Below are 24,837 nucleotides of genomic sequence, written 5' to 3'. Positions count from 1 at the left end.
CCTATCCAAGATTCTGGCTGCTGACGGAGGCAAGTATGACTTCCGTGTCAATTGCTTTCTTCTCCATCTGTGCGCCAAGGGTAAGGGCATTTGTCATCAGGTTATCCACCAGACGCGGATTCCCCTGGGAATGGCTGTGGACAGCGGAAAGGGCGGCCTGCTCTATGATGGAGGCAGAGCCTCCCGCACAGGAGATCTTGTGGAGTACATACTGCGCCACTTCTGAATCTGTGAGCCCGGTAAAGTTGTAATGCACGGTGATCCTCTGGCGCAGGGCTTCGTGGACAGGCTTGCGCAGGGTATTGTTCAGGTGCGGTTCCCCGCACAGGATGAGCGTAAAGCAGTTCAGGGAGTCATAGCCGTAGTTCATGAGCATCTTAATGTCCTCCAGGATGCCTGTGGAGAGGTACTGGGCCTCGTCAACGGCCAGAAGAAGGGGCTGCTTCTTTTCCCGGTAAAGGTAGAGGATCTGCTCCTGTATGGCCCGGAACATCCCGGGTTTGCCGCCTCTAGGCTCTACTCCCAGTACAGAGCAGAGCTGGCGGTAGAACTCCATGACGCTTACGGTGGAAAGACAGATGTACTCCATATGGTAAAGGTTCGGGTTGAGCCCCTTTGCAAAACAGCGGAGTCCAAAAGACTTCCCCATGCCCGGGCGTGCCGTGAACAGACCAATGCCCCTGGTATCCTTGAGGTAATCCAGCCGGGAGAGCATCTCAGAGATGTCCCTGGAAAGGAAACGGTCTTTTTCCCGGGCCATCTGTTTGTCAAAAGGATTGAAAGACAATCCATAGTAAGAACGGAACATCAACAGCCACCCCCTAACTTTGAGTAGTCGATGCCAGGTGTATTGTTGCGCTTCGTCCTGCAGTTCTCATTCTTATCCGTAGGGCGGATGGGATAATGCACCCCTTCGTAAAGGATGAAGGCGGAGGACATGTCATCCGGGAGGAAGCGGATCTCCACTTTTGATGAGATAAACTGCATAGGGACGTCATAGGATACCTTGTCGATGGAGACGGTAGAATCCTTATTCACTTTCCTTGTAATGCGGTTCAGGAAACATTCCTCCAGCCATTCCCTGGACGCAGGTGTCCGTATGGAAGCGCGGGTCTGCTGGTAACGGGAAAGGGGTGTAGTGCCGATGCCGGAATGGAGGGAAGTATTATAGGAGCGCATGTAATCCTTAAGGAGTCCATTGAACTGTGCCAGGGAGCTTAAGGAATCCAGATCCAGGGTATAGAGCCAGGTTTCCTTGAGTGTCCGGAACTGGCGTTCTATCTTAGCCTTGGATGCGCCATCCCGGATTTTTGTATGTAAAAGGACCGTTCCGATGGAGCCGCAGATGAGGGAAAGCTGCCCGTTCGAGTAGCTGGAACCGTTATCGACATAGAGCTTAGAAGGGATTCCATGTGCAGCCACAGCATCCTTAAGCACTTTCTGGAAGTTATAAGCTGAGTCGTTATAGAAGAGCCCGCCGCCCACCAGGAACCGGGAATGGTCATCGATGATCAGGATGCAGTAGACCCGCCTGCGCAGGCCGTCTTCTGTGATATATGGAAGGTAACAGGTATCAGCCTGCCACATTTTCCCAAAGGCGTCCTCTTCAAAAGCCTTCCTGTCCCGCATGTTCGGGTTACGTGCCGATTTCAGGTCATGTTTCTTTACAAAACGCTGGACAGCACACACGCTGACAGAGGCAGGGATGAACGCCTCTTCCACAAGGTGGCGGTGGATCTGCGTGGAGTTAAGCCTTGGGAAAGCTTCCTTAAGCCGGTAGATCTCCTCGATGGCTGTATCCGTCAGGACCCGTGTGCCGCCCTTGTCGGAGCGTTCCCGGGGCATAAGTGCATCGATGCCGCCGTTCTGGTAGAGAGACACCCACTTGCTGATAGTCTTGGGGCTGTAGCGGAAGGCGGAACCATCAGGCAGGGTGAGCGGGTTCTCGGTGATGCGTTGGTAATAGGCATTTCTGGACGCATCAGGATAAAGGCCATGGATGACCGGTGCGATGAGGGCAAGCCGGAACTGTGCCATGGCGGCAGCGTCCGAAAGGTTCTTTTGTTTGTTGTCCATAAAAATATCCTCCTTAAATGGTTTTCTGCCATTATAAAGGAGTTTCCTCAGGGAGACCATGCCTGGTCGTGTGGTCGTGGAAAAGCAGTTCAGGGACCGAACACTTGTTGGCAGTAAGACGCCGGATTTTTATGGGACTGGAGGAAGGATTTTGCAAAACGGCGGACAAAGGCGGAAGCAAAATCAGAATAGGAGGGCTGGGAGAACAGTGTCTTCAGGAAGGAGAGGGAAGAGACTTCCATAGAGGAAAGTGCCCCGAGCCATTCTTCCTTCTGCACCAGGAAGAGTTCCAGAAAACGGTGCAGTTGGGAAAGGGTGATGGAGAAACGCCTGCAGAGGCCCTCTATAGTAGAGAGGTGCAGGAAATACTCTGCCAGGACACGGAGGATGAAGAACAGGCCGTAGCCGGAATAGGGGATGATGAAATCCGGGAGGATGGCATGGGTATGGCCGCAGGTGCAGATGAGGCGAAGGATGCAGAGGCTGTGTCGGACAGGGGCGCCATCTATGAAATCCACCAGGGAACGGTCATAATAGGCATGGATCTTGCAGCTGCCTGCTGCCCCACAGAAGGGACAGGTCTGCAGCTGGGGACGGAATCCAACCATGAAAGACTCAAATAGTGCTTTTGATGAAGTTTTTATATGGATCAGCTTGCAAAATAGGGAGTTTTCTCTTATCATAGTATATGTCGGTAGTGCCAAAGCCTCACGAGTGGGACATGATCCCGTATATGGCAGGCACGCTGGTGTGAGAGAAAGAACAAACTGTAGGAGGTTGGTGTTCTTTCTCTTTTTTTTGTTCCAAAAAAACTATATCGGAACAGGCAGGAATGGTCAAGAGGAAAATGCGCCGTTTCCTACAGCACGCTCTGATAGACAGTATTAAGAAGATGAGATTTTAATTCGATGTTTTTGTGCGGGAGATAGGAACTTTAGTTTGCTGGGCGACACTTCATAAAGCATAAAATACCGATGGCAAAACGAAATGCCGTAAATAGTTATACCGTTAAAGGCAGAGCATTAGTCCATACAAATCTGAACTTAAATCATAAAATCCTGGTTGATATCAGTAAACAGAAATCCGGTGGACACAGCATGGAATATATGGATTGCAGATTATCATTATTTTCCGCACAGCAAGGCAAGTGTTCCATATGTGGAGAAGAATTTACTACGTCTGAAGAAATAGAAACATGGCTTAAAAAGCCGGCAGAAAAAGGTGGAATGGAACGGTATCAGAACATGATACTTATTCATAAAAGATATGTTCCCCTTTTAGTTGCCACTTCACCGGAAGAATTAAAAACAATAAGTAAATCTCTAAAAATCAACAAAAAGATATTGGAAAAAGTTAATAACCTGCGTAAGCAGGCATGGTTACCTGCAATAGAATAAGAAATAATTTTTGGTCACTGAATAAATGCCTAAATGAACACAATCGATGGGGCGCCGGATGCGATGAAAGTCGCATGTCCGGTGTTAGCTGGGGGAAAAGCTGGAGATTATTTCAAAGGCTTACCTATCAGAACATGCGGAATTAAATCTGCTAAAGGCGCTGATTCTCTATGTCGAACAGGGATTTCCCCCGGAGTCCAAGAACATCGGGCAGGTATATAAATTGCTGACACTCAGCTCGGAGAAAGAACTGAACAGCCTCTTTGACCTGCTTCCGGTGAGCCACCCGGCAAAGGTTCTCTACTGCATCTATAAGCAAGCAAGTGATACAGTGCGGTCTGGGGTAATCATCGGGCTTGGAGCCAGGCTTCAAGTATTCCAGAATAAACTGATCCGACAGATTACTTCTTATGATGAGATTGACCTGACGTTGCCGGGGAAACAGAAATGCGCGTACTTCTGCATCACTTCCGACCAGGACAGCACCTTTGACTTCCTGTCATCGCTGTTTATGACTTTTGTTTTCATCAAGCTGGTGCGGTTTGCGGATAAACACGGGGTAGACGGGCATCTGCCGGTTCCGGTTCATATCCTTGCGGATGAGTTGGCAAATACCGGAGCCATCCTGGAGTTAAATAAGAAAATCTCTGTCTGCCGGTCCAGAGGCTTAAGCATTTCGTGCATTTTCCAGAACCTGCCTCAGATGCAGAACCGCTATCCCTTTAATCAGTGGCAGGAAATCATAGGGAATTGCGATACTCAGTTATTCTTAGGATGCACGGACGAAGTAACGGCTGAATTTATCAGTTCTCGTTCCGGAGACGTAACGGTGGGTGTCAGTTCGGAAGCAAAGCTGCTCAACACCTGGCGGGTGTCAGATTATTCTCCGGAATACCGGAAAACTCAGTCCATCGGCAAACGCAAGCTTCTGACACCGGATGAGATCCTGCGGCTCCCTCTGGATACTGCACTTATTATCTTAAGAGGGCAGAAAGTGCTGAAGGTACAGAAATATGATTACACACTGCACCCGGATGCAAAAAAACTGGTGACCAAAAAGGCGGCAGAACATATCCCGAAATGGCGGGAAGAGGGGAAAACAGAGGAATACGACTATCTTCCCAAAGCACCTCCTAAACCGCGCAGGCAGAAAAGCAATGCCACTTCAGCTCCCCGTAAGCCGCTGGCAGCACCTACCTATGAAACCACAAAACACATTTATCAGGAACCACCATTTCCGGATTCTTCAGACAAATCACCAGATAACCTGTGGCCGGATGAACCAGAGATGGTTCCATTAGATAAAAATTCAATCATGTCATAGAAAAGGAGATCATTTATGCAAAACGAACAGAACACAATCACAAACGTACCTGTATTAACTCTTGATTCTGATGCTGTGCTGGAAACGGCACAGTCGAAGGCCGACCTCATCTGGCACGAAATCCAGAATGCCTACCGCACTAAGAAAATCCTGACCGGGATGTTGGGCGGAATTGAAAAGACGGAGAATGGCAGCTTAATTGCTATCGTTTATTATAAGGACTTCCGTACCGTTATCCCGATTACGGAAATGATGATCAATCTGATACAGGATGAATCACATGATTACGGAGACATTTCCCTTCGTCAGAATAAAGTCCTTAACAACATGCTCGGCTGTGAGATCGACTTTATTGTAAAGGGATTGGATGCCCAGTCAAGAAGCGTGGTTGCCAGCCGGAAAGAGGCCATGCTGAAGAAACGCCAGATCTTTTATCTGGACCGGGATGCGTCTGGCAATTCTAAGATTTATGAAGACCGTATCGTGCAGGCAAGGGTTGTCGCTGTGGCAGAAAAGGTTGTCCGAGCGGAGATCTTCGGCGTGGAGACTTCCATCCTGGCTCGCGATCTGTCCTTTGACTGGTTAGGGGACGCACGGGACCGATTCCATGTAGGCGAGCATATCCTGGTGCGTATCCTGTCTGTTACGGCTGAAAGCCTAGATAAGATCACAGTCAAGGCAGATGTCAAAAGTGTGGAAGGCAATACCAGCAAGGAGAACATGAAGAAATGCAAGATTCAGGGGAAATATGCCGGAACCGTGGAAGATATCCACAAGGGAACTGTATTTGTCCGACTCTCCATCGGAGTCAATGCCATTGCACATTCCTGCTATGACAGCCGGACAGTGGGAAAGAAGGATGAAGTGTCCTTCGTGGTGACGCATATTGATGAAGAGCGGAATGTAGCAGTGGGGCTGATTTCCCGGATTATCCGGCAGAATCTTTGATATCTCGTAATTCTCCGAGAGTCAGGCAATATTTGATTGCCTATAACCAAGGTGCATGATATACTATTTTTGTATAATTGAGCAAGGAAGAAAGCGGATGCGATTTCGATTTGCCCTCTAGTTTAGGAAAGAGGGTGGTGCCCATGACACTAATGGAAGTTTTAACGCTGTTATTGGTTCTATTTACGGCATTGACCTACATAGATAACCGGCATAATAAGAAATAGCATCCCCTCGCCAAAGTAGATGCTATTGTCTTATTGACTTTATACTCTTACTGAGAGCATCAGATCTTGCATCTGAATGCCTTCCTTGATTTGATTATACACTGGGGGCTTGGAATTTTCAAGTCCCCTTTTGCATTCTCAAAAACGGTAATTGTCAGTGCCACTCTTTCTTCAAAATAGCATACTGATATGTATTTTCATAGCGCGGTGTACCGTCAGGATTATTGACAAAGGATACAAATTCCATAAACAAACCTTCCCGGCGCATACCAAGCTTTTCGCAAAGGCGCTGGCTCGAAATATTATAATCCTCCGTATAGGCATATATACGTCTTGCCCCTTTTTCCCTGAACAGATAGTCGAAGAAAGCGTGGGCAGCCTCATATGCATATCCTTCGCCATGGTACGTTTTATTCAGCATCCAGCATGGACTGAACGTATCAAGCGGCGAATCTCCTTCCTGGTCATGAGGTTCAGCATGTTCAGGATATGCGTCTATCTTACCGATAACTTTTCCGGTCTCTTTTAGTACAATGGCAAAATAATATTCTGTCTCTCCAATGCGGTTCTTCATTTCTGCCCTTGCCTCCTCAAGCGATTCCAGCTTCATACAGGCAAAACAATTTACCATAGGCTCTTTTAAATATTCAAATACATCTGCGGCATCGCCTTCAAGAAATGGGCGCAAAAGCAGTCTTTCTGTTTCAATGACCATGATATCCCCCTTTACAGACAATGATTTATCATTCCATAAATCCGTATTCTTTATACCTTTCAAGCATCATTTTTATCCTATAAAGTTTATTTTCTGAATCATCTGTTCCAGTGACTCTTCAAATTTTGCATCATCCTCTGCTGTCCGCTTTGCAGGCCCTCTCAGATGATGTTTTGATTTTGAGCGCCGCATTTTCTTGCTGATATGCCGTTCCATGAGCATGCGGTCGATATTCTCATCCGTATACCATTTTCCGCTCTGATGGATTCCATAAGCTCCTTTCCCCAGAATCATAGCTGCCACCCCATAATCCTGCGTTACCACCAGATCTCCCTTCTGACATAGGCCAACCAGTGCAAAATCCACTGCATCCGCACCGACTCCTATCACTTTGACTTCACTGTACTCAGACTGCAGTACATGGTTTGTATCACACAGAAGGATTACAGGTATCCCATATTTTTCTGCCATATGCTCCACAATAGGAACAACCGGGCAGGCATCTGCATCTACTAATATCTTCATATGAGTATCTTCTCCAGTCATATCCATTTATTCTGCCCCTAGAATCTCCCTTATTAATTCCATATGCGGCCTGTCAGGATTCTTCTGATAGACATTTACATGGTTCAGATCCCCGCACCGGTCTGTAAATGCCGGAAACAGGAATCCACATTCCGGTTCTCCCGGCTCATATTCCCCGGAAAGCGGGCAGATTACGCAGATCAGGTATTCAAACACTTCCTCCGATTCTCCCAGCCGCTCTTTATCTAATGCCTTCGCCGGAATGTCATAGCGGTCATGGAATACTAGGACGGCATACTCTGAATCCGCATGGTAACGCTCCATCACTACATCATAAAACGTATCCATCAGTGCGTCATTCTTCAGTCCGCATTCCTTCATGGCCATGAATAACTGCCACATGCTTCCCGGTTTCTGCGCTTTCGGCGCAAACTCATATTTCTTCAGATTCTTATTAGTATCAGCAAACGGCACCGTCTTTGCCAGTTTCAGATTTCTGGCTCTGTCGGAACCGGACAGCTTCAGGAAATTGGTATTAAAGCTTCCGTCAAACTCCCCCTCCCGGTCTATGTAACACCCGGCAACCCTTGTTATGGATGTCCGGGTCGGCGTCATCCGCCTGGTCAGTTCCAGCATGTCTTCCCGGTTAATCAAGTCCGTATCCTCCTTCTTATTTCATCAAAGTCCTTATCTGTTTTTCTGTCGCGTCCGGATAATGTTCCTGCACATGTCTGTAAATACGTGCCATGGATGCTTCCGGCGTCTCTTTATATGCAGATGTTACCAGATCATATCCCCACAATTCCTCCGGCGTCATGTAGACGGATACTGCCATACCATATTCCGCGCCCTTCTTATTGCGTTTCTGCCGGAAATCGCGGATGACGAGATAGGTCTGCATCTGAAGCTCAGTAATTATACCGCTGAAATTTTTTTCGCCGCCCTTATAAAATCCTGCCTGCTTTTTCAGCTCATGGCTCATCCATTCTTTCTGGTTTTCGAATTCATCCATGATTTTCTTGCAACGCATATTTGTCAGCCCATCTTCCCATCTTGCATCAAAATCATAGCCGTCTCTCCGGTAATTTGCAAAATAGGGAAACCACTCTTTTGAAATAAAGCCCGCCTTTTTGTGAAAGAACTTCCCATATGCCACTTCACCGCTCCTCGCTATGATTTCACGCCATTCCCAGGGATCCTGCTCTTTATTCCCTGTCCACCAGTAACGGTTGGAGGTATGCTCCTCTGCCGAGAACCCTTCAATCTCATTTTTAAAGAAGGGCAGAAAGCCAATCTCATTGATCCAGTTTATTAATTCCCTGCAGGAACGAATCCGGTATGGATCGTCCCAGTCCATGCCATACATCGTCCATACTCCATTTTCCACTGCCATAACCTGTTTCTCCTAATTTTTTCTTGTCTGCGTATTACAGAATTTACTTTTTATCAGAAAAGGCAGCCGCCTCTTTGATCCATCCCATCAGTTCATCATCAATCTCATTTATATCGGATACAAGAACATGATGTGTCCACCGGTTCGGATAAGGCTCTGATGCCGCATCAATTCTTGATGATTCCAATTTATGATTCTGTCCAAATGTGATGACAATGTAGTTGTCCGGGCAGTCTTTCTTCTTCCTGACTTTTGTGAAAGAAATGCATGCGAACAAATGTCTGTTATAAAAGGATATCTGTGTCTTCTGGACTTTTATCCGTATATCCGTAATCTCTTTTTTTACACTGCTTTCAAATGCTTCATAAAGCGGCAGCGAATCCATATGCTGATTAAAAAAATATAGAATATCCTGATCCATCATCGCCCATACTCCTTTTCACACCATTTTGCAATCTCTCCAATTAATTCAAGCGGCAGGGGCTTATTATACGGAAGCTGTATGGCTCCTTTACTTGTCTTATATTCTTTAAGCCCCTCGGCAAATGTATTCACTGCTTCCGGGCCGGGATACAAACCTATGTGCTTTTTAAAAGCAGCAAACTGTATCAGATTATGTTTTTTCCAATAAGTCGGCATACTCCATGATATCTTTTCTGCCGCATCTGGTATTGCGGAAGCTATTGTGTTGTTTACCTGCCACAGAAAGGGCTGTGCCTGCTCTGGCTGGCGTTCTATATATTCTTCAATTGTTTTTGGAGCCTCGCCGCAATAATGATCCTGATTTGTATTCTTAAATGTACGGCCGCATTTTGGACATTTCCACATTTTATTCCCCTCACTTCCTGCTCATCTGCGAAGGATTTTATCCATAGATTTTCCCTTGTCAGCTCATCAATCAGCTTATCCAAATATCTGATTTCCTGCACAATCAAAGGCATTACTTTTTCCAGACCAACATTTCTGCAAAGAAAATATGGTGGAAATATAAAGTATCTCAGAGCTGTATTTCCCAAACACATTCCATCTGCTCCAAAACCAACGGCATAATATTCAGCCAGCTCTTACAGCGGTTTAGAATAATAGCGTCTCCGCTGATCACACCCTCCATCTGTTCTAAAACCCGATCCACATCCGGGATGATCTGTGTCTGCACAGATATATGATATTCATGGGAACACTCCCTGATTAATCCCGATAGTCTGCCTGAATTAGATACAGGCGCATCTAACTGAACCACTACCGGCTAAAGCCGGTAGGTTCGATTTGCTGCTAAAGCAGCCTGAAGTTGTCCGTGCTCTTCTTTATGCTTTTGTACTTTAATTTTATCCAATCTCGAAGTTATCTGATTTGTTTTTCTCCTGCAAATCCTGGTTTTTGATATACTCTCTGATGATTTCATCCGTCACATTTCCACTACTTGCCACAAAATATCCTCTTGCCCACAAATGCTGTCCCCAGAATTGCTTATTCAAATCCTTATATTCCATTTGCAACTTTCTGGATGTATTCCCTTTGATATATTGTACCAATTTGCTTGCAGACAAGTGCGGTGGAGCAGATACCAGCATATGGATATGGTCTGCTCCTACATGCCCTGCCAAAATTTCCACATCATTACTTTGACAGATGATTCGGATCAGTTCTCTTGTCCGTATTGCTATCTTCCCTGTAATCACAGGTTTCCTGTACTTTGTAATCCACACCAAATGATACTTAATGTCATACGTACAATGTGACGATTTTCTATAATGCTGCATATTCTTCACCTCAAGTTTAGTATCTCTATTTTTTCCCTTTTCTAAACTTGAAGATATAGGGTTGACCTAAAGGTTTCGCCTTAAGGCGAGGGTTTTAACCCCATTATACAGACAATAAAAAACGGCTTCCAGAATATTCAGAAATTCCAGATGTCCAAGTAGCAGCCTGACTGCTTCCTGTGTTTTATCAATGATGCGGTATGTCCCCCGTAATCCGGCCAGATCCCGCAGCACACCGTCCCTGCAGCAGAAAATAGGAGAGCCGGACAATGCTACTTCCAATGTGATAATCGCATTAAAACTATCTATGTGCACCGTCTCCGGCAGATATTCCCTTCCTGTCTGCAGCAACTCCTTATGGATCCGTTTCCGAATATATTCCTTTGCCGACACCGACCTTGCCAGAGCCAGGCGCTGCCGCTCCGAAAACATGTAATGGTTGCCCACAAATGTCGTGACAGGCTTGACATCATATCCCCAGTCTAAAAGAAACTGAACTTCATCTGCCGCTTTTTGCAGCAATTTCAACTCTCTCCCGGTAAACTGCTTTTCATCCTCCGGTGCATATCCCCTTCTGCTCATAATCCCCTTATCCCTTTCTGACGATTCCCTGGCCTACAAATACAACCAATACTCCAAGTGTAACACTCCGTACAGTTTCAAGATAGGTCAATTATACTTGTTTTCCAGCTCCTTTGCAACGTCTGCCGTCCGTTCCCCATTCTCCAGTACCGGTGCATAGATTCCGATGACTTCCAGTTCTTCTCCGTCCAGTCCATCAATCTGGACATAATAATCCCGTATGTAATGGGAGATGTAATGTTCTTGCAGAGAGTAAAGCTCCAGCGTCTGAAAATCCATCAGGCATACGTCCCTTGCTCCGGATTCCTTCCCCACCTCCCCATAGCTTTCCATAACCTCTAGCAGCTTATCCAGACAGGTCTGGCACAAATGGCTTTGCACCTTCTTCACGTCAAAGATGCTGTTCTCGCCATATTCCACCATTACTTCTGAGATTCCCCGTTCCGGATTCCGGTCTGTCTGGAAGCTGCAGGCTCCTTCGGCACCAACGGTCCATCCGGAACCCCCTCCGCCCATTCCGTCCAGATTCCGGATCTGCATATCCATCACATACCAGTCATTGACACAGATTACTCCCAAATCATCCCTTCCCCGGAACATGCTCATCAGGCTCCGGTTATGGTTTCCGCACAGATAACATTCCTCCGGATTTTCCAGCGTACTGTCTGCCGGAGGCTGTTCCTGCCTTTCCCATGTCCTCCTCGTTTCCTGTTCTTCAGCCGAAAACTCCGGTCTCTTAACCTCTGCTAAAATTCCTCCAAAATACATCCCTGCAGTAAAACACAGGATGCCGATCCCAAATACTGCCTTGTTTCTGCTCATACTCCCTCCACAATTCTAATAGATATAGTTCCAACGCTATCAGAATCAGTATAGCAAACACAAACAGCATTTTCATCATATATTGCCATATTACCATATATTTCCAGTGTTATAGTGCGTATCTACTGTCTTCAGATAAAAATAACCTGCAAAACACAGGCTATTCGCTTTCTTCCTCTATTAGAAAATCCAGAATCCGCAGGATCTTATCCTGTTTCTCTTTTGGAAGACTCTGAAGCTTTTCCTCCAACTTTGTGCACCGCGCCTTCCGCCCAACACGCAGCACGTCCAGCATCACATCATCCGCCGATACCTTCAGGACATTAATGATTCGTACAAGTGTTTCCAGTTTTGGTGTTTTCACTTCCCGTTCAATCGCTCCAAGGTAATTCCAGCTGATCCCCACACGCTCTGCCAGCGCTTCCTGTGTCATTCCTGCCTCCTCCCGGCATTTCTGAATCCGTTTCCCTAATCCCTGCATTTATTCGACCTCCATTTCCTACCAACGCTAAAAGCGCGGATACCATTTCTATCAGTATATTTGTTCCCGGAACCAGCAAACAGTATCTATCAGAACGTGTAACAACGCTTTTGGAACTGATACAAAATTGGCACAATAATTTCTTAAACTGGCACAGTTATGCGATTTACACCGTAAAAGTCATATGTTAAAATTGATATTGTCAAAATTATGTGCAGAAACAACGCAGCAGTATCAGGGCATTGCCTCATCCCTGGATATTGGCTGCGTTTTTTGCTGCAGGAGGTGAAAAAAGACTTACAACTTCATATGAAACCGTAAGAAGCAGCCTGTATTGACCGGACTGCTTTTTTTCATCACAAATGCAGGAGAATACGCCAGTGACGCATTCACTGCACTACCGGGAAATCCGGCTAGAGGCAGGAAACTTGCTTGGAATCGGTATTCCATCCTTTTCATAAGGACAGTTAGTCTTTCCGTTCCTTATCGAACGGCAGGTTATAGGAATTCTGATCTCAGGCATTACCCATAGGCAGGGCAGACACAAAGTCTCCCTGCCTGATTCAGAATAAGGAGACAACACTGATATGAGACAACACAAAGTCAAGGAAACACCGCCGAATCCAAAATCGTTCATGAAGCGTTTTCACCGTATGCGCGGAAAGCGCCATATCGACTACATGAAATATTTATATACGGCGGCCCTGTTATTTACGCTCTTAGCCTGCAGCGTACAGCCGGTCATGGCGGCAAACGTGTGGGACAAGGCAAAGGAGATCATGAAGGACGTTTACAACCAGATTGTTCTGATCTCTACCATCGCCGCCGTTGTGACCGCATCTGTCGCATTGCTCATGATGAACTTCTCCAAATCCGGCAAGACCGTGGATGAGTCCCGCGCATGGCTCAAGCGAATCATCATCACCTGGGCAATCTTAAACGGGCTTGGATTCATCATGGCCTACATCACTCCGTTCTTTGCGGGCGGTCAGTGGAATGGCTAGGGTAAGAAGGGAGGCATCCGCATGAAGATCTTAGACGGAATCGTAGAGTGGATCGCAGAGCAGGTCATGAATATCCTGGATCTCATCACCACTTCCGTATTGGGCGCACTGGGATGTTCCATGGATACCTTCCTCCGTTACTTCCCGGCAGCCGAGAGCATGTACCAGATCTTTCTGGCTCTGGCCATCGGGCTTATCCTTTTAAACTGGGTCTGGCAGCTCTTTAAAAATTATTTTGCAGGGGCAGGGGTGGAGGCGGAGGATCCGCTGAAATTATCCATGCGGACTTTCCTCTTCCTGTTCCTGACCTTTTATGCAAAGGATATTGTGGACCTGCTTTTAAACATTGCCGGAACGCCTTACAGCTGGATTCTGACCGATGACCTGCCTTCCTTAAAGTTTGCAGATTTTAACTCAGTCATTACCGTTATCTTAGGAGTCTGTGCAAACGGGGCGGTGGCTTTGATTGCTCTGATCCTGGTCCTGATCCTGGCGTGGAATTACATCAAGCTCCTCTTTGAAGCGGCGGAACGGTATATCCTCCTTGGGGTTCTGGTTTTTACAGCGCCGGTCGCCTTTGCCACTGGAGCCTCCCAGTCCACCGGAAATATTTTCAAGAGCTGGTGCCGGATGCTGGGAGGGCAGTTCTTCCTATTACTAATGAACGCCTGGTGCTTAAGATTGTTTACCTCCATGGTCGGCACCTTTCTTGCGAACCCGCTGTCCATCTGATGAAAGGAGAAGATGATGAAACATAAGAAACAACTATTGTATATCATTCTGCTGGTCGCCTGTATGGTACTTCTTTATTCTATGCCGGTCTTCGCCTCAGAGCTAACGGAAGCCGATGTCGAGCAGGCGGTAGCAGAGCAGGGAAAAGAGGCTGTAACCGGAAATGTCTTCATCTGGTTCCTATGCGCCATTGCTTTTTTAAAGGTCAGCCAGAAGATTGATTCCTTCATGGCAAGCCTCGGCATTAACGTGGGGAATACAGGCGGAAACATGATGGCGGAACTTCTGATTGCCGGAAGAAGCTTGGCTGGAGCCATGCACTTAAAGGGATGTAGCAGCAGCGGAGGCAGTGGATACCGGAAATCCGGTTCTCCGGGTGATACAGCCGTAGGAGGAAATTTCCTGTCTGGCGGGCTCGCCGGATCCGTGGGAAGGCAGACCGAACGGAGCGCTGTCAATCATGTGACTGGATATACGGAACACTCCAGTATCGGAAGCGCCATGTACCACTCTTCCTTAAATAAGGGCGGGGACTTCGCGAACAACGTCATCAGCAACATCGCCCAGGGAGTTTACAGCCAGGTCGGCTCCATCAAAGGGGAAGAGGCAGAGAAAGCGTTCATTTCCTATATGGGCATCAATGCGGGTACAATACAGCCTGGTGCAAATCAGACAAATACCGGCCATAATGGAACAAACCAGACCGGTTTCGATTGTGGCGGTACGAACCCGGCTGATCCCATCCAGCCAATCCCATCATACACCAACATCGAGATTGGCGGCGGACGGATCACCGGGACAGAAACAACTGCAGATTCCGGGAGCCGGGATTTTGCACTCTACCACGCTGACCAGTATCTGGCTCCCACACCGGGGACTTACGATACCGTGCAGTCGGTTGACGGCGCTACCTGGTACAAGCAATACGCCCAGCCCACTGTCAATAAGACGCCTTACGAAACGGAGGATGGAAAAGTTGCCTACCACGAATCCATTGTCCAGAAGCTTCCGCAGGCTCCCCAGAGAAAGGAGCGCATTTAGTTGGCAGAACAGCAAAACAGCTTATCTGAAGCAGCCGGTGTAGGCTCGGCTGTCTCTGACCTGCTTAAATTAAAACGGGCGGCTTCATTTGCAAAAGCCGTAAAAGGCGGAGTTGGCGGTGCTGCAGGCGCTGCAATCGGCATGGCTCTCTCACATAAGGAAGAAATCAAAAAATCTGTCGTCGCCATTACCGCGGCGCTGATGCTGCCGGTATTGTTCCTGACCATGCTTTCCCGGACTTACCTTCGGGGATTTATCGGAGAACTCCGGCGTATTAAACAGCGGCACCCTGATCAATGAGAACCTGCAGAAAGCAAACCAGGCAATCGTTGAGGTCTTAATGGAATGCCACGATGAGGTGCTGGCGGAAATCCAGCAGGAAGCGTCTAAGGTTCCGGAAGGGGATACCGTATCCATTACCGATCCCTATGCTTCTTCCATTTCTGTCAATTCCAACCTGCTGATCGCGCAGTTCTGTGCCAGCAGGGAAAGCTATAAGGAAATCAATATAAAAGAGCTTCAGAAGGTCATCCGCGATAATAAGGATGATCTTTTTTCTTATGATGTCTCAACGGAGACCGTCACCATGGAAGTTGAGGTTGACGCAGGTGCGGAAGGCGAATCTGGGAATGTGAGTACCAGAGATGACGCAAATGCCGGAAACGCTTCCACCGCACCTCAGACCAAAACGGTCACATTTACGCGTCACAATTATGTTGTGAAATATGCCGGTGATACCTATTTTGCAGACCATGTGTTCCGTCTGACGGACAAACAGAAAGAGCTGGCTGAAGCTTATGCGGAGAATCTGGAACTCTTTTTCGGCTCATCCGCTTCCGGGGTTGCCACTGCCAATGTATCCGAGGAGGTACTGGCTTACCGGGCAACAGTAGAACGGATTGCCGCTAAATATGGCATGAGCCAGTATGTGGAATTGATCCTGGCAGTCATGATGCAGGAATCCGGAGGACGGGGAACCGATGTCATGCAGGCATCGGAAAGCGGCTATAACCAGAAATATCCCCATTCACCGGGTAGCATTACGGATCCGGAATACAGCATTGAGTGCGGGATCCAAGCTTTAAAGCACGTTCTCACAAAAGCCGGGTGTACCGGACCGACAGACCTGGACCGGATCAAGCTGGCGCTTCAGGGATATAATTACGGCTCCGGTTATATTGACTGGGCGATGGCCAGGGATGGCGGCTACACCAAGGAAAATGCCATTGCATACTCCGATATGATGTGTGCCCGTCCGGGCTGGAATTATTCTGTCTATGGCGATAAGGAGTATGTGGATCATGTCCTTCGCTATTATATCGTCACTTCCACAGGCGGCACTTATCCGGCAAACGGGATGCAGATTCCCCATTACCTGCAGACAGATTACGGGAATATCCCTTACGGCGGAGGATCCATTGCTTCCAGTGGGTGCGGCCCTACCAGCTTTGCCATGATTGCAAGCTATCTGACAGGGACAACCATAACTCCGGTAGATGCAGTTTCCTGGTGCGGGAATTCCTATTATAAACCGGGCGTTGGAACCTACTGGTCTTATTTCGGGGCGGCGGCATCCCATTTCGGATGCGGTTCCGTTACCCAGACTACGGATACCAATGCTGTTTTAAAAGCATTATCCGAGGGACATCCCGTCATCAGCTCGCAGCGGGCGGGATTATTTACAAACGGCGGGCATTTCATTGTCCTCCGGGGAGTCACTGCCAATGGAAAGGTTCTGGTGAACGATCCCAACGACAGTGCTTCTAAGAACTATATCAACCGGGAATTTGACATGATGTCCGAAGTCCATGCCACATCTAACGCATACTGGATTTTTGACAAAAAATAGAAAGGAGAACCTATGAGCAGAAAAAAATTAATTCTATCCATTTTTCTGATGGCTGCACTTGTATCGGTTGGCATTATTTTGCCAGCCCTGCATCGGGATCAGGATTCCAGAAAGCCAGAAGGTAAGAAACCGATTCCAACTACGGAAAAGACAAAGAAACCATCGCCGATAAAAGAAGTTTCTTCTCCTCCTGGATTGCAGTATCTGGGGTTTGAAGATCTGGAGACCTTTCTCCCCCTTATCAAGATAGAGGATTTAAAAGCACAGATGGCTTCTTATTTACAGGAAGCAGGATATATAAATATCACGTCCACAACCTTCCTTGCAGATGAGACCAGTTATCCCTCCAATGGGGAAACCCTGTTTCAGTTTTCTTTATCAGATGGCAGCAAGCTTCCTGTAACCTGCCTTACTGCGGATGGTACATTTTCATTCGGAGAGGAAAAGCGACAGATCCCATCATCAGACACCGCATATACGCGTATTTATACACGCCAGACAGATGATTCCCTTCCTTCCGTAACAACGGAAGAGATTGAAGCCATGCAGGAAGGCGGTTATGCAGATACGGAAAGTAGTGATACAGGAAATTCTGTGGGAACCTATACCACAGGTGAAACTGACGGTCACACAGCAGGCAATACGGGAAGTACCAATATCAACTATGTCACAAACCATGCAGAGGAGGTGACGCCATGAGCAGCACGGAAGAACAGCAGGTCGCTTTGCTCCCCCGCAACTTTATGGAACGCGGTACTTTCATGGGCGGGATGTTCAAGATCCGTAATGCCATTGAAGGGGCTGTGCTTGCAGCCGGGATCGGGATTCCGGTTGTCCATCTGCCCCTGTCGCTGACCACGCGAATCATTATCTTATGCATGACTTCCCTTCCGGCTGCCATGGTTGCCCTCATCGGAATTGGCGGGGAAAGCCTGACTGCATTTTTGATGAATGCTCTCCGGTTCGTGAAAAACCGTAGGATCATCTACCGTTCCGATGTCATGCCGGATTACTGGAAACGGAGACGGCATGCAAGGGATCGGGAGACAAAGAGCCAGAAACGGAAAAAGAACAGAGGAAATACAAAGCAGGGTACTGACAGACAAAAGAATCATGTCAACGATAACTCAGAAGAAAGTGCCTGCCAAAATTCACAATCGGACTTCGGGGAAGTTCAAGAAGCTAAATTTTCCAGCAGAAAGGCCCGAAAAAAAGAAGCTGCTCGCAGGAAAATAGAGAAAAAACGGGAACGCCGTATCTTCGATACTTCTACCAGTGGCGGTATTAAAAAGCAGGCAAAGGAAGACATCCGGATCCTGAAAGTAGAGCGTAAACTGGCAAAAAAGCACAGGCTCAGGCGCTAAAAGATGCCAAAAGAGAAAAAGCGGAACGCGAACGGCAGAGAAAGGAGAATAAGAAAGATGCCGTCCGCACGACCAAGTATGAGAAAAAAGAAACTCTTCGGCGGGAGAAATACGAAAAACAGGAGGCCGCACGGCTTGAAAAGGAAGCAAAGAAGGAGGCTGCCTACCGGAAGAAACATCCGGACAGCCCGCCTTCCTCCCCAGCGAAAAAGAAGAAACGAAAATACCAGACATTGGAGGACTACCTTCCCATCGAAAAGATTGCCAACGGTATCGTCTATACCACTGACCACCGTTACGTTAAGATCCTGGAGATTGAACCTATCAACTTCCTGTTAAGAAGCGCCAGAGAACAGCAGAGCATCATTTACAGCTTTATTTCTTATTTAAAGATCAGCCCTGTGAAGCTCCAGATTAAGATGATCTCCAAGAAAGCGGATATTAACCGGCACTTAGAGCAGTCTGCAAGAGAGCTGGAACGGAAATCTGACCCCTGCATGCCGGGAACTCCAACGGGACTATATTCAGTTTGTCCGGCATTTAAGCTCCAGGGAAGCGGTATCCCGCCGCTTTTTTCTTATCTTTGAGTATGAGCCGTTCAATGTAAACCGGAAGACAGAAGAAAAAGAAATCCTGGCGGCACTCGAAACGGCGGCGCAGACGGCAAAGACCTTTCTCTATCAGTGCGGCAACGATATAGTCCCGCACGAAAATGAGGATGAGTTTACCACAGATGTACTTTATACGTTATTGAACCGGACATTATGTACCGACAAACCTCTCCCGGAACGAATCACCGAAGTATTGGGACAACGCATGGCGGAAGGGAAAGATGTGGATGCCATCCACTGTAATACATTTACCGCACCGGAATCTCTGGATCTGAAACACAGCAATTATGCGCGTATCAACGGGCTTTACCATACGTATCTCATGGTTCCGTCAGACGGCTATAAGAATAAGGTCACTCCCGGCTGGCTCTCCCTCCTCATCAACGCGGGGGAAGGAATTGATATTGACTTCTACCTGCATAAGCAGCCAAAGGATAAGATCCAGCAGCGTCTGGGACAGCAGATCCGTATCAACCGTTCCAAGATCAAGGATGCTTCAGATACCAACTCGGACTTTGACGACCTGGACTCCGCGATCCGTTCCGGCTATTTTCTAAAGACCGGGCTTGCCAACAATGAAGACTTCTATTATATGAATCTGCTCATTACCATTACGGCGTCAGACCTGGAGGAACTGCAGTGGCGGATTCAGGAGATGAAGAAATTGTTGATTTCCCAGGATATGGACTTACGTTCCTGTTATTTTCTGCAGGAACAGGGATTCCTTTCTTCCCTGCCGCTTGCTTCGTTAGATAAGAAGCTCTATGAGCTGTCAAAACGGAACGTGCTGACCACCGGGGCTGCAAGCTGTTATCCATTTACCAGCTACAGTATCTGCGACGATAACGGTATCCTGTTCGGAGTCAATAAGCATAATAATTCGCTGGTCATTGCGGATATCTTCGATTCCAAACAGTATAAGAACTCCAATATCTGCATTCTGGGCTGTTCCGGAGCCGGAAAGACCTTTACCATGCAGACCATGGCGCTCCGGATGCGCAGGAAGAGTATTCAGGTATTCATCATCGCGCCTTTAAAGGGGCATGAGTTCTACCGCGCCTGTAAGAATGTGGGCGGAGAATTTATCCAAATCTCCCCGGCCAGCCGGAGCTGTATCAATATCATGGAGATCCGGAAGGTCGATAATTCCGTCAATGAACTGCTAGACGGCCCAACACTGGATGCCTCGGCGCTTACTTCCAAGATCCAGAAGCTGCATATCTTTTTCAGCCTGCTGATCCTGGATATGAACCATGAGGAGAAGCAGTTATTGGACGAAGCGCTGATTAAAACCTATGCCAAAAAAGGGATCACCCATAAGAACAAATCCCTGCTTGATCCGGAACACCCTGACCAGTATAAGGAGATGCCGATCCTGGAGGATGTCTATGATATCCTGATGGAAAGCTGGGATACAAGACGGCTGGCACACATTCTGAACCGCCTGGTGCATGGCTCTGCATCCTCTTTCAACCAGCAGACCAACGTAGACCTGACCAATAAATATACGGTGCTGGATATCTCGGATCTGACCGGTTCCAGCGACCTCTTAACGGTCGGCATGTTCGTTGCGCTGGATTATGTCTGGGACAAGGCGAAGGAGAACCGGACGGAGGAAAAAGCAATCTTCGTGGATGAGGTATGGCAGTTAATCGGAGCGTCCAGCAACCGCCTGGCTGCGGAATTCGTGCTGGAGATTGCCAAGATCATCCGCGCCTACTCAGGAGCCGGAATCTTCGCTACACAAGATCTGAATGATTTCTTTGCTCTGGATGACGGCAAATATGGAAAAGGGATCATCAATAACTGCAAGACCAAGATTATCCTGAACATGGAGGATGAGGAAGCCCAGAGGGTGAAGCACATTCTTCATCTCTCTGAAACAGAGGTCATGAACATTACACATTTTCAAAGGGGGAATGGCTTAATCTCAACCAACAACAATAACATCACCGTAGAGTTTAAAGCTTCTGCACTGGAAAAGGAACTGATCACCACCGACCGCCAAGAGCTTTTAGAGATTCTGGCACGCCAGAAACAGAAGGCAGGTTAATCCTATGGGGACAAATTCAAATACAAAGAAAAACAGATCCTATTCTTTTTCAGCACAACATTTGCAGCTCTGGAAGATCCGCGGTCCGCCAGATATAGAGAAGGAATGGCCGTATGAAGAACGGAAAGCTGGTAAGGACCATCTTTCGACCAATACAACTAAATAATCCGTAGATGAAGCAGCTGATATGGCTGCTTTTTTCTTTGCCCTCTTACAAGTGAAATCTGCAAATTGTGGATTCCATAGAGATGGCAAATTTTATTTTCAAGGAGGAAATCTATGTTACAAAAAGCAAAACACCTTACAAAGCGGCTGTCTGCATTTCTGCTGGCAGTCCTTGTCACTGCAGGCACCTGCCTCTCCGGCAGCGTCCCTGTCCATGCCGCGGACGGCACTATCCAGTACCAAGCCGGCTCTCAGATTAAATACGGAAGCTATTCTACTTCCAGAATGACCTTTAACGGCAGCAACACCGCCTACTGTGTAGAGCCGTTACAGCCTACGCCCTCATCCGGAACCTATGCCTACACCCTGCTTAGCAATGACTCTCCCATCCGGAAAGCATTATATTACCTGAATGGCGGATACGGTTATGACAAACATGTCAAAAACCAGTATCTTAGCGGATGGTCGGATGATAATTCCTATGTCATCGGCCATCTGGTGGTTGCCTACATCTATGCAGGTTATGCTTCAGACAGCGGAGCTTTTCATGGTGCGCCCCAGAATTATATTGATAAATCTGTGGAAATAGCAAATGCCATCAAAGGACTTGCTGATCCTCCGGCAACCTTCAAGGCTTTCATCGTTCCGGGCAATAACGACCAGACCTTAGTTGGAAGCTGGTATCAGGTTCCCTACAGCTACATAGAGCTTCACAAGGCTTCCGCAAATGCGGCTGTCTCTGACGGGAATGGAAATTATTCCTTAAAAGGCGCGGAATACGGCATTTATCAGGGTGAAAACATGGTTGCAAAGCTGACAACCGACCAGAACGGTTACGCCAAATCCGGTGAATTGGAATCCGGAAATTACATCGTCAAAGAGCTGAAAGCTTCCAAAGGCTACATTATTGATGTCACTGCCCATAATGTGACAGTAGAGCCAGAAAAGACGTCTTCCCTGAATGTAACGGAAGTGCCTCAGAATAATCCGATGGATCTGCTGCTTCAGAAGCTTGATAAAGAGCTAAAAACGGCACAGCCGCAGGGCAAAGCTTCTTTAGCGGAGGCCCAGTTTACGGTGAAATTTTATACCGAGCAGTCTGATAAAGACCCGGCTGCTGGCGGTGCAAAGCCTGCACGTACCTGGATCTTCAAGACGGACTCCGAAGGGAAAATAAAGTTTTCCAAAAATTATCTGGTATCCGGAGATGAGTTCTATACCCAGAAGGATGGGAAAACTCCCTGCCTCCCCCTTGGCACCGTAACGGTACAGGAGACAAAAGCTCCGACCGGATATCTTGCCAATGATACTGTGTTTGTACAGAAGATCACAGCAGGCGGCAAAGTAGAGACCATATCCTGCTATAACACCTCTTCTGTAGAAGAACAGGTCTGCCGGGGCGGCATGAAGCTTCAGAAACGGGATTTTGAGACAAAAAAGGCAGAGCCCCAGGGCGGCGCCACCTTAGAAAATGCAACATTTACCATCACGTCCTTAAATGAAAATCCTGTTGTGGTAGATGGCAAAACTTATACCAAGAACCAGGTGGTTATGAGCCTGACGACAGACAGCAAAGGATCTGTCTCCACAAAGAAAGATACGCTTCCTTTCGGACATTACCGGGCAGATGAAACCAAAGCTCCGGAAGGCTATCTGAACGAAGGTAAGCTCTCTGTAGAATTTGACATTACAAAAAATGGTGAGATTGTGAATCTGACTTCTGAAGAGGCTGCTATATCAAACCAAGTGATCCGCGGAGATCTAGAGTTCGTCAAGGTCGCTGATGGAGAGCAGAAACGGCTTTCTGATATCCCGTTTTCTATCACCTCTGTTACAACCGGAGAAAGCCACACGATTGTTACCGACAAAAACGGTTACGCCAGCACTGCTTCCAAATGGAATAAGCACACTCACAACACCAACCAGGGGAAGACTTCCGAAGACGGAATCTGGTTTGGGACATCCAAGCCAAATGATTCCAAGGGCGCGCTTCCTTATGATACCTACACCATAGAAGAACAGCGCTGTAAAGCAAATGAGAGCATGGATCTCTTGAAGTTCGAGATCACCGTTTACAAGGATTCCGTCAGTGTGGATTTAGGGACGCTGACTGACGACAAGATTGAGATCGGCACCACCGCCCTTGATAAGAATACTGGAACCCATATGAGCAAACCGGAAAAGAAAGTGACGCTGATTGATACTGTGGAGTATTCTGGATTAAAGAAAGGCCAGAAGTATCAGGTCATCGGCACGCTGATGGATGCAGAAACTGGTGAAGCAATCCTGATTGATGAGAAGCCCGTGACTGCTGAAACGGAGTTTACGGCGAAGATGTCCTCCGGAAGCGTAGAGGTTACCTTCACGTTTGACGCAACCTCTCTGGAAGGCAAAACCACGGTCATTTTTGAGGAATTGCATCAGGGCGGGCAGAAGCTGGCTGTCCATGCAGATTTAGAGGATACAGACCAGCAGATCTCATTCCCGGAAATCGGCACGAAGGCGAAGGACTCCGATACCGAAGAAAATATCGCCAATGCGGACGATAAGGTGAAGCTTACCGATACCATTTTCTTCAAAGGACTGGTTCCAAATCTGGAATATGTGGCTACTGGAAGGCTGATGGATGCGGAGACAGAAGAACCTCTTTTAGACGGCGACACTCCGATCACTGCACAGACCACATTTACCCCGGAAGCCAGCGAGGGTACGGTGGATGTTGTGTTTGAATTTAACGGAAGTTCCCTGAAAGGGAAAAATACGGTCATCTATGAATCCGTCACCCAGGAAGAAAAAGAGGTGGGGATGCATGCAGATCCGGAGTTTAAAGATCAGCAGATGTTCTTCCCGGAGATTGGCACAAAAGCTGCCTGCCCGGAAACCGGAAGCCAGATGGCGCCTGCAAAGAAAGAATTGACGATTGTAGATACCGTTACCTACCAGCGTCTGGTTCCAGGGAAAGAATACAAGCTGACCGGCACCCTCATGGATCAGGAAAATGGCGAATTTCTGCTGGTTGATGGAAAAACGGTTACCTCGGAGCTTGTCTTTACACCGGAAGCGACGGAAGGAAGCGTGGAGCTTTCCTTTACCTTTGATGCAAGCGCCCTGAAAGGCAAAACTGTCGTTGCTTTTGAATCACTTACCTATCAGGAAAAAGAAGTTGCTGTCCATGCAGATATTGAGTCCGAGCCGCAGAGCATCTATATCCCTGAAATCGGCACTACCGCCAAGGATGGTAAGGATGGCGATCAGGAAGCCCTAGCGGAGAAGGAAACACAGATCATAGATACCGTAAAATATAAGGATCTGGTTGCCGGAGGCCCTTCCTACCGCCTGGTGGGAACCTTAATGGATAAGGAAACCGGCAAGGAAATCCTGATTGACGGCAAGCCGGTTACTGCAGAAACCACTTTTAAACCAGAAGAATCCAGCGGCTCCGTGGATGTTACCTTTACCTTTGACGCGACAGAACTGAAAGGGCATGATGTAGTTGTCTTTGAGAAACTCTTTGTTACGGTAAAGGAAGATGACAAGGAGAGAGAGTTGGAAGTAACCAGCCATGAGGACATCAAGTCCAAAAGCCAGACCGTGAAGCTGACGGAAGTGCCAACCGAACCAAAGGAACCGGACATTTCCTCTCCTGTCAAAACCGGGGATGATGCGCCGATCCTGCTATACATCTGTATTGCTGCAGGCTCTCTGCTTCTTCTCATTATCAGCGGGCTTGTTTTCTACTGGAGACGTAAGCATCAGAAGTAATTTTGA

General features: G+C 47.5%; 23 protein-coding genes and 2 pseudogenes. 11 read left to right on the top strand and 14 right to left on the bottom strand.

Annotation, left to right across the window (positions count from 1 at the left end; translation table 11 throughout):
• Position 1 precedes the first annotated feature (1 nt).
• The 3 genes from VSQ62_RS00245 to VSQ62_RS32380 all read right to left on the bottom strand — a co-directional run bounded on the left by VSQ62_RS00245 (position 2) and on the right by VSQ62_RS32380 (position 2,684).
• Complete coding sequence (locus tag VSQ62_RS00245; protein ID WP_120397164.1) at positions 2-808, bottom strand: ExeA family protein; 807 nt, start codon at positions 806-808, stop codon at positions 2-4.
• Entirely contained in the window at positions 808-2,076 is a 1,269-nt protein-coding gene (locus VSQ62_RS00240; protein WP_300870027.1) for a DDE-type integrase/transposase/recombinase, read from the bottom strand. The genes VSQ62_RS00245 and VSQ62_RS00240 overlap by 1 nt, the downstream gene beginning before the upstream one ends.
• A gap of 89 nt (positions 2,077-2,165) precedes the next feature.
• Positions 2,166-2,684, bottom strand: a complete 519-nt coding sequence (locus VSQ62_RS32380) for a DUF6431 domain-containing protein (protein WP_350339905.1) — start codon at positions 2,682-2,684, stop codon at positions 2,166-2,168.
• A gap of 366 nt (positions 2,685-3,050) precedes the next feature.
• On the opposite strand from VSQ62_RS32380, the gene VSQ62_RS00230 reads away from it, so the two are divergent.
• From VSQ62_RS00230 to VSQ62_RS00220, 3 genes and pseudogenes are all read left to right on the top strand, one after another.
• A complete protein-coding gene (locus VSQ62_RS00230) occupies positions 3,051-3,473 on the top strand; it encodes a hypothetical protein (RefSeq protein WP_334632550.1) in 423 nt (140 codons plus the stop codon).
• A 130-nt stretch (positions 3,474-3,603) separates the two neighbouring features.
• Positions 3,604-4,797, top strand: a pseudogene (locus VSQ62_RS00225) (VirD4-like conjugal transfer protein, CD1115 family); the annotation flags it as partial.
• A 15-nt stretch (positions 4,798-4,812) separates the two neighbouring features.
• Positions 4,813-5,745 carry an RNA-binding protein gene (locus VSQ62_RS00220; RefSeq protein WP_334632548.1) on the top strand — a complete coding sequence of 311 codons (933 nt, stop codon included), beginning with the start codon at positions 4,813-4,815 and terminating at the stop codon, positions 5,743-5,745.
• Between the two features lie 381 nt (positions 5,746-6,126).
• Here the strand turns inward: VSQ62_RS00220 and VSQ62_RS00215 are convergent, their stop codons facing one another.
• The 11 genes from VSQ62_RS00215 to VSQ62_RS00165 form a co-directional block, all read right to left on the bottom strand.
• Positions 6,127-6,687, bottom strand: coding sequence for a GNAT family N-acetyltransferase (locus tag VSQ62_RS00215; RefSeq protein ID WP_334632546.1), 561 nt, complete (start codon positions 6,685-6,687; stop codon positions 6,127-6,129).
• Between the two features lie 72 nt (positions 6,688-6,759).
• Positions 6,760-7,212 (bottom strand): YaiI/YqxD family protein, encoded by a 453-nt coding sequence (locus VSQ62_RS00210; RefSeq protein WP_334632544.1) that lies wholly within the window; start codon positions 7,210-7,212, stop codon positions 6,760-6,762.
• A 27-nt stretch (positions 7,213-7,239) separates the two neighbouring features.
• Complete coding sequence (locus VSQ62_RS00205; RefSeq protein ID WP_334632541.1) at positions 7,240-7,866, bottom strand: DUF4317 family protein; 627 nt, start codon at positions 7,864-7,866, stop codon at positions 7,240-7,242.
• A gap of 16 nt (positions 7,867-7,882) precedes the next feature.
• Complete coding sequence (locus tag VSQ62_RS00200) at positions 7,883-8,605, bottom strand: AlkZ-related protein (RefSeq protein ID WP_334632540.1); 723 nt, start codon at positions 8,603-8,605, stop codon at positions 7,883-7,885.
• Between the two features lie 43 nt (positions 8,606-8,648).
• Positions 8,649-9,029 carry a DUF5655 domain-containing protein gene (locus VSQ62_RS00195; protein ID WP_334632538.1) on the bottom strand — a complete coding sequence of 127 codons (381 nt, stop codon included), beginning with the start codon at positions 9,027-9,029 and terminating at the stop codon, positions 8,649-8,651.
• Complete coding sequence (locus VSQ62_RS00190; RefSeq protein ID WP_334632536.1) at positions 9,026-9,433, bottom strand: iron chaperone; 408 nt, start codon at positions 9,431-9,433, stop codon at positions 9,026-9,028. Before VSQ62_RS00190 ends, VSQ62_RS00195 begins: the two co-directional genes overlap by 4 nt.
• Before the next feature lie 169 nt (positions 9,434-9,602).
• Positions 9,603-9,845 carry a DUF5616 domain-containing protein gene (locus tag VSQ62_RS00185; RefSeq protein ID WP_334632534.1) on the bottom strand — a complete coding sequence of 81 codons (243 nt, stop codon included), beginning with the start codon at positions 9,843-9,845 and terminating at the stop codon, positions 9,603-9,605.
• A gap of 85 nt (positions 9,846-9,930) precedes the next feature.
• The gene (gene tnpA, locus VSQ62_RS00180; RefSeq protein WP_334632532.1) at positions 9,931-10,365 is read right to left on the bottom strand and encodes an IS200/IS605 family transposase; all 435 of its coding nucleotides are present in this window, start codon (positions 10,363-10,365) and stop codon (positions 9,931-9,933) included.
• A 66-nt stretch (positions 10,366-10,431) separates the two neighbouring features.
• On the bottom strand, positions 10,432-10,947 hold the full coding sequence (locus tag VSQ62_RS00175; protein ID WP_334632530.1) for a DUF434 domain-containing protein: 516 nt from the start codon (positions 10,945-10,947) through the stop codon (positions 10,432-10,434).
• 87 nt (positions 10,948-11,034) lie between these two features.
• Positions 11,035-11,769 (bottom strand): hypothetical protein, encoded by a 735-nt coding sequence (locus VSQ62_RS00170; RefSeq protein ID WP_334632528.1) that lies wholly within the window; start codon positions 11,767-11,769, stop codon positions 11,035-11,037.
• Positions 11,770-11,929: 160 nt separating this feature from the next.
• Positions 11,930-12,250 (bottom strand): helix-turn-helix domain-containing protein, encoded by a 321-nt coding sequence (locus VSQ62_RS00165; RefSeq protein ID WP_334632526.1) that lies wholly within the window; start codon positions 12,248-12,250, stop codon positions 11,930-11,932.
• A gap of 587 nt (positions 12,251-12,837) precedes the next feature.
• Here VSQ62_RS00165 and VSQ62_RS00160 point away from each other — a divergent pair.
• From VSQ62_RS00160 to VSQ62_RS00125, 8 genes and pseudogenes are all read left to right on the top strand, one after another.
• Positions 12,838-13,254: a fimbrial protein gene (locus VSQ62_RS00160; protein WP_502957701.1), complete on the top strand. Its 417-nt coding sequence runs from the start codon at positions 12,838-12,840 to the stop codon at positions 13,252-13,254.
• 21 nt (positions 13,255-13,275) lie between these two features.
• Entirely contained in the window at positions 13,276-13,986 is a 711-nt protein-coding gene (locus VSQ62_RS00155) for a hypothetical protein (RefSeq protein WP_125129181.1), read from the top strand.
• Between the two features lie 15 nt (positions 13,987-14,001).
• Positions 14,002-15,027, top strand: coding sequence for a hypothetical protein (locus VSQ62_RS00150; protein WP_334637529.1), 1,026 nt, complete (start codon positions 14,002-14,004; stop codon positions 15,025-15,027).
• The gene (locus tag VSQ62_RS00145; RefSeq protein WP_334632524.1) at positions 15,028-15,327 is read left to right on the top strand and encodes a hypothetical protein; all 300 of its coding nucleotides are present in this window, start codon (positions 15,028-15,030) and stop codon (positions 15,325-15,327) included.
• 40 nt (positions 15,328-15,367) lie between these two features.
• Positions 15,368-16,876, top strand: coding sequence for a lysozyme family protein (locus tag VSQ62_RS00140; protein ID WP_334632522.1), 1,509 nt, complete (start codon positions 15,368-15,370; stop codon positions 16,874-16,876).
• Between the two features lie 12 nt (positions 16,877-16,888).
• Complete coding sequence (locus tag VSQ62_RS00135; RefSeq protein ID WP_334632520.1) at positions 16,889-17,575, top strand: DUF5038 domain-containing protein; 687 nt, start codon at positions 16,889-16,891, stop codon at positions 17,573-17,575.
• Positions 17,572-20,904 (top strand): annotated as a pseudogene (locus tag VSQ62_RS00130) (VirB4 family type IV secretion system protein). The gene VSQ62_RS00135 and the pseudogene VSQ62_RS00130 overlap by 4 nt, the downstream one beginning before the upstream one ends.
• 279 nt (positions 20,905-21,183) lie before the next feature.
• Positions 21,184-24,831 (top strand): VaFE repeat-containing surface-anchored protein, encoded by a 3,648-nt coding sequence (locus VSQ62_RS00125; protein ID WP_334632518.1) that lies wholly within the window; start codon positions 21,184-21,186, stop codon positions 24,829-24,831.
• Positions 24,832-24,837 lie beyond the last annotated feature (6 nt).

The sequence above is a fragment of the Sporofaciens sp. JLR.KK001 genome, from assembly GCF_036941055.1.
Lineage (GTDB): Bacteria > Bacillota > Clostridia > Lachnospirales > Lachnospiraceae > Sporofaciens.
Note: the sequence above shows the minus strand (reverse complement) of the source record. Positions and strands in the feature narration are given on the sequence as shown.

Excerpts from the sequence above, each read along its gene's own strand:
- VSQ62_RS00165 (WP_334632526.1), bottom strand. The coding sequence starts at position 12,250 with ATGCAGGGATTAGGGAAACGGATTCAGAAATGCCGGGAGGAGGCAGGA.
- VSQ62_RS00135 (WP_334632520.1), top strand. The coding sequence starts at position 16,889 with ATGAGCAGAAAAAAATTAATTCTATCCATTTTTCTGATGGCTGCACTT.
- VSQ62_RS00155 (WP_125129181.1), top strand. The coding sequence starts at position 13,276 with ATGAAGATCTTAGACGGAATCGTAGAGTGGATCGCAGAGCAGGTCATG.
- VSQ62_RS00200 (WP_334632540.1), bottom strand. The coding sequence starts at position 8,605 with ATGGCAGTGGAAAATGGAGTATGGACGATGTATGGCATGGACTGGGAC.
- VSQ62_RS00210 (WP_334632544.1), bottom strand. The coding sequence starts at position 7,212 with ATGAAGATATTAGTAGATGCAGATGCCTGCCCGGTTGTTCCTATTGTG.
- VSQ62_RS00240 (WP_300870027.1), bottom strand. The coding sequence starts at position 2,076 with ATGGACAACAAACAAAAGAACCTTTCGGACGCTGCCGCCATGGCACAG.
- VSQ62_RS00170 (WP_334632528.1), bottom strand. The coding sequence starts at position 11,769 with ATGAGCAGAAACAAGGCAGTATTTGGGATCGGCATCCTGTGTTTTACT.
- VSQ62_RS00125 (WP_334632518.1), top strand. The coding sequence starts at position 21,184 with ATGTTACAAAAAGCAAAACACCTTACAAAGCGGCTGTCTGCATTTCTG.
- tnpA (WP_334632532.1), bottom strand. The coding sequence starts at position 10,365 with ATGCAGCATTATAGAAAATCGTCACATTGTACGTATGACATTAAGTAT.
- VSQ62_RS00140 (WP_334632522.1), top strand. The coding sequence starts at position 15,368 with ATGGAATGCCACGATGAGGTGCTGGCGGAAATCCAGCAGGAAGCGTCT.
- VSQ62_RS00175 (WP_334632530.1), bottom strand. The coding sequence starts at position 10,947 with ATGAGCAGAAGGGGATATGCACCGGAGGATGAAAAGCAGTTTACCGGG.
- VSQ62_RS00190 (WP_334632536.1), bottom strand. The coding sequence starts at position 9,433 with ATGTGGAAATGTCCAAAATGCGGCCGTACATTTAAGAATACAAATCAG.
- VSQ62_RS00160 (WP_502957701.1), top strand. The coding sequence starts at position 12,838 with ATGAGACAACACAAAGTCAAGGAAACACCGCCGAATCCAAAATCGTTC.
- VSQ62_RS00220 (WP_334632548.1), top strand. The coding sequence starts at position 4,813 with ATGCAAAACGAACAGAACACAATCACAAACGTACCTGTATTAACTCTT.
- VSQ62_RS00150 (WP_334637529.1), top strand. The coding sequence starts at position 14,002 with ATGAAACATAAGAAACAACTATTGTATATCATTCTGCTGGTCGCCTGT.
- VSQ62_RS00215 (WP_334632546.1), bottom strand. The coding sequence starts at position 6,687 with ATGGTCATTGAAACAGAAAGACTGCTTTTGCGCCCATTTCTTGAAGGC.
- VSQ62_RS00230 (WP_334632550.1), top strand. The coding sequence starts at position 3,051 with ATGGCAAAACGAAATGCCGTAAATAGTTATACCGTTAAAGGCAGAGCA.
- VSQ62_RS00195 (WP_334632538.1), bottom strand. The coding sequence starts at position 9,029 with ATGATGGATCAGGATATTCTATATTTTTTTAATCAGCATATGGATTCG.
- VSQ62_RS32380 (WP_350339905.1), bottom strand. The coding sequence starts at position 2,684 with ATGGTTGGATTCCGTCCCCAGCTGCAGACCTGTCCCTTCTGTGGGGCA.
- VSQ62_RS00245 (WP_120397164.1), bottom strand. The coding sequence starts at position 808 with ATGTTCCGTTCTTACTATGGATTGTCTTTCAATCCTTTTGACAAACAG.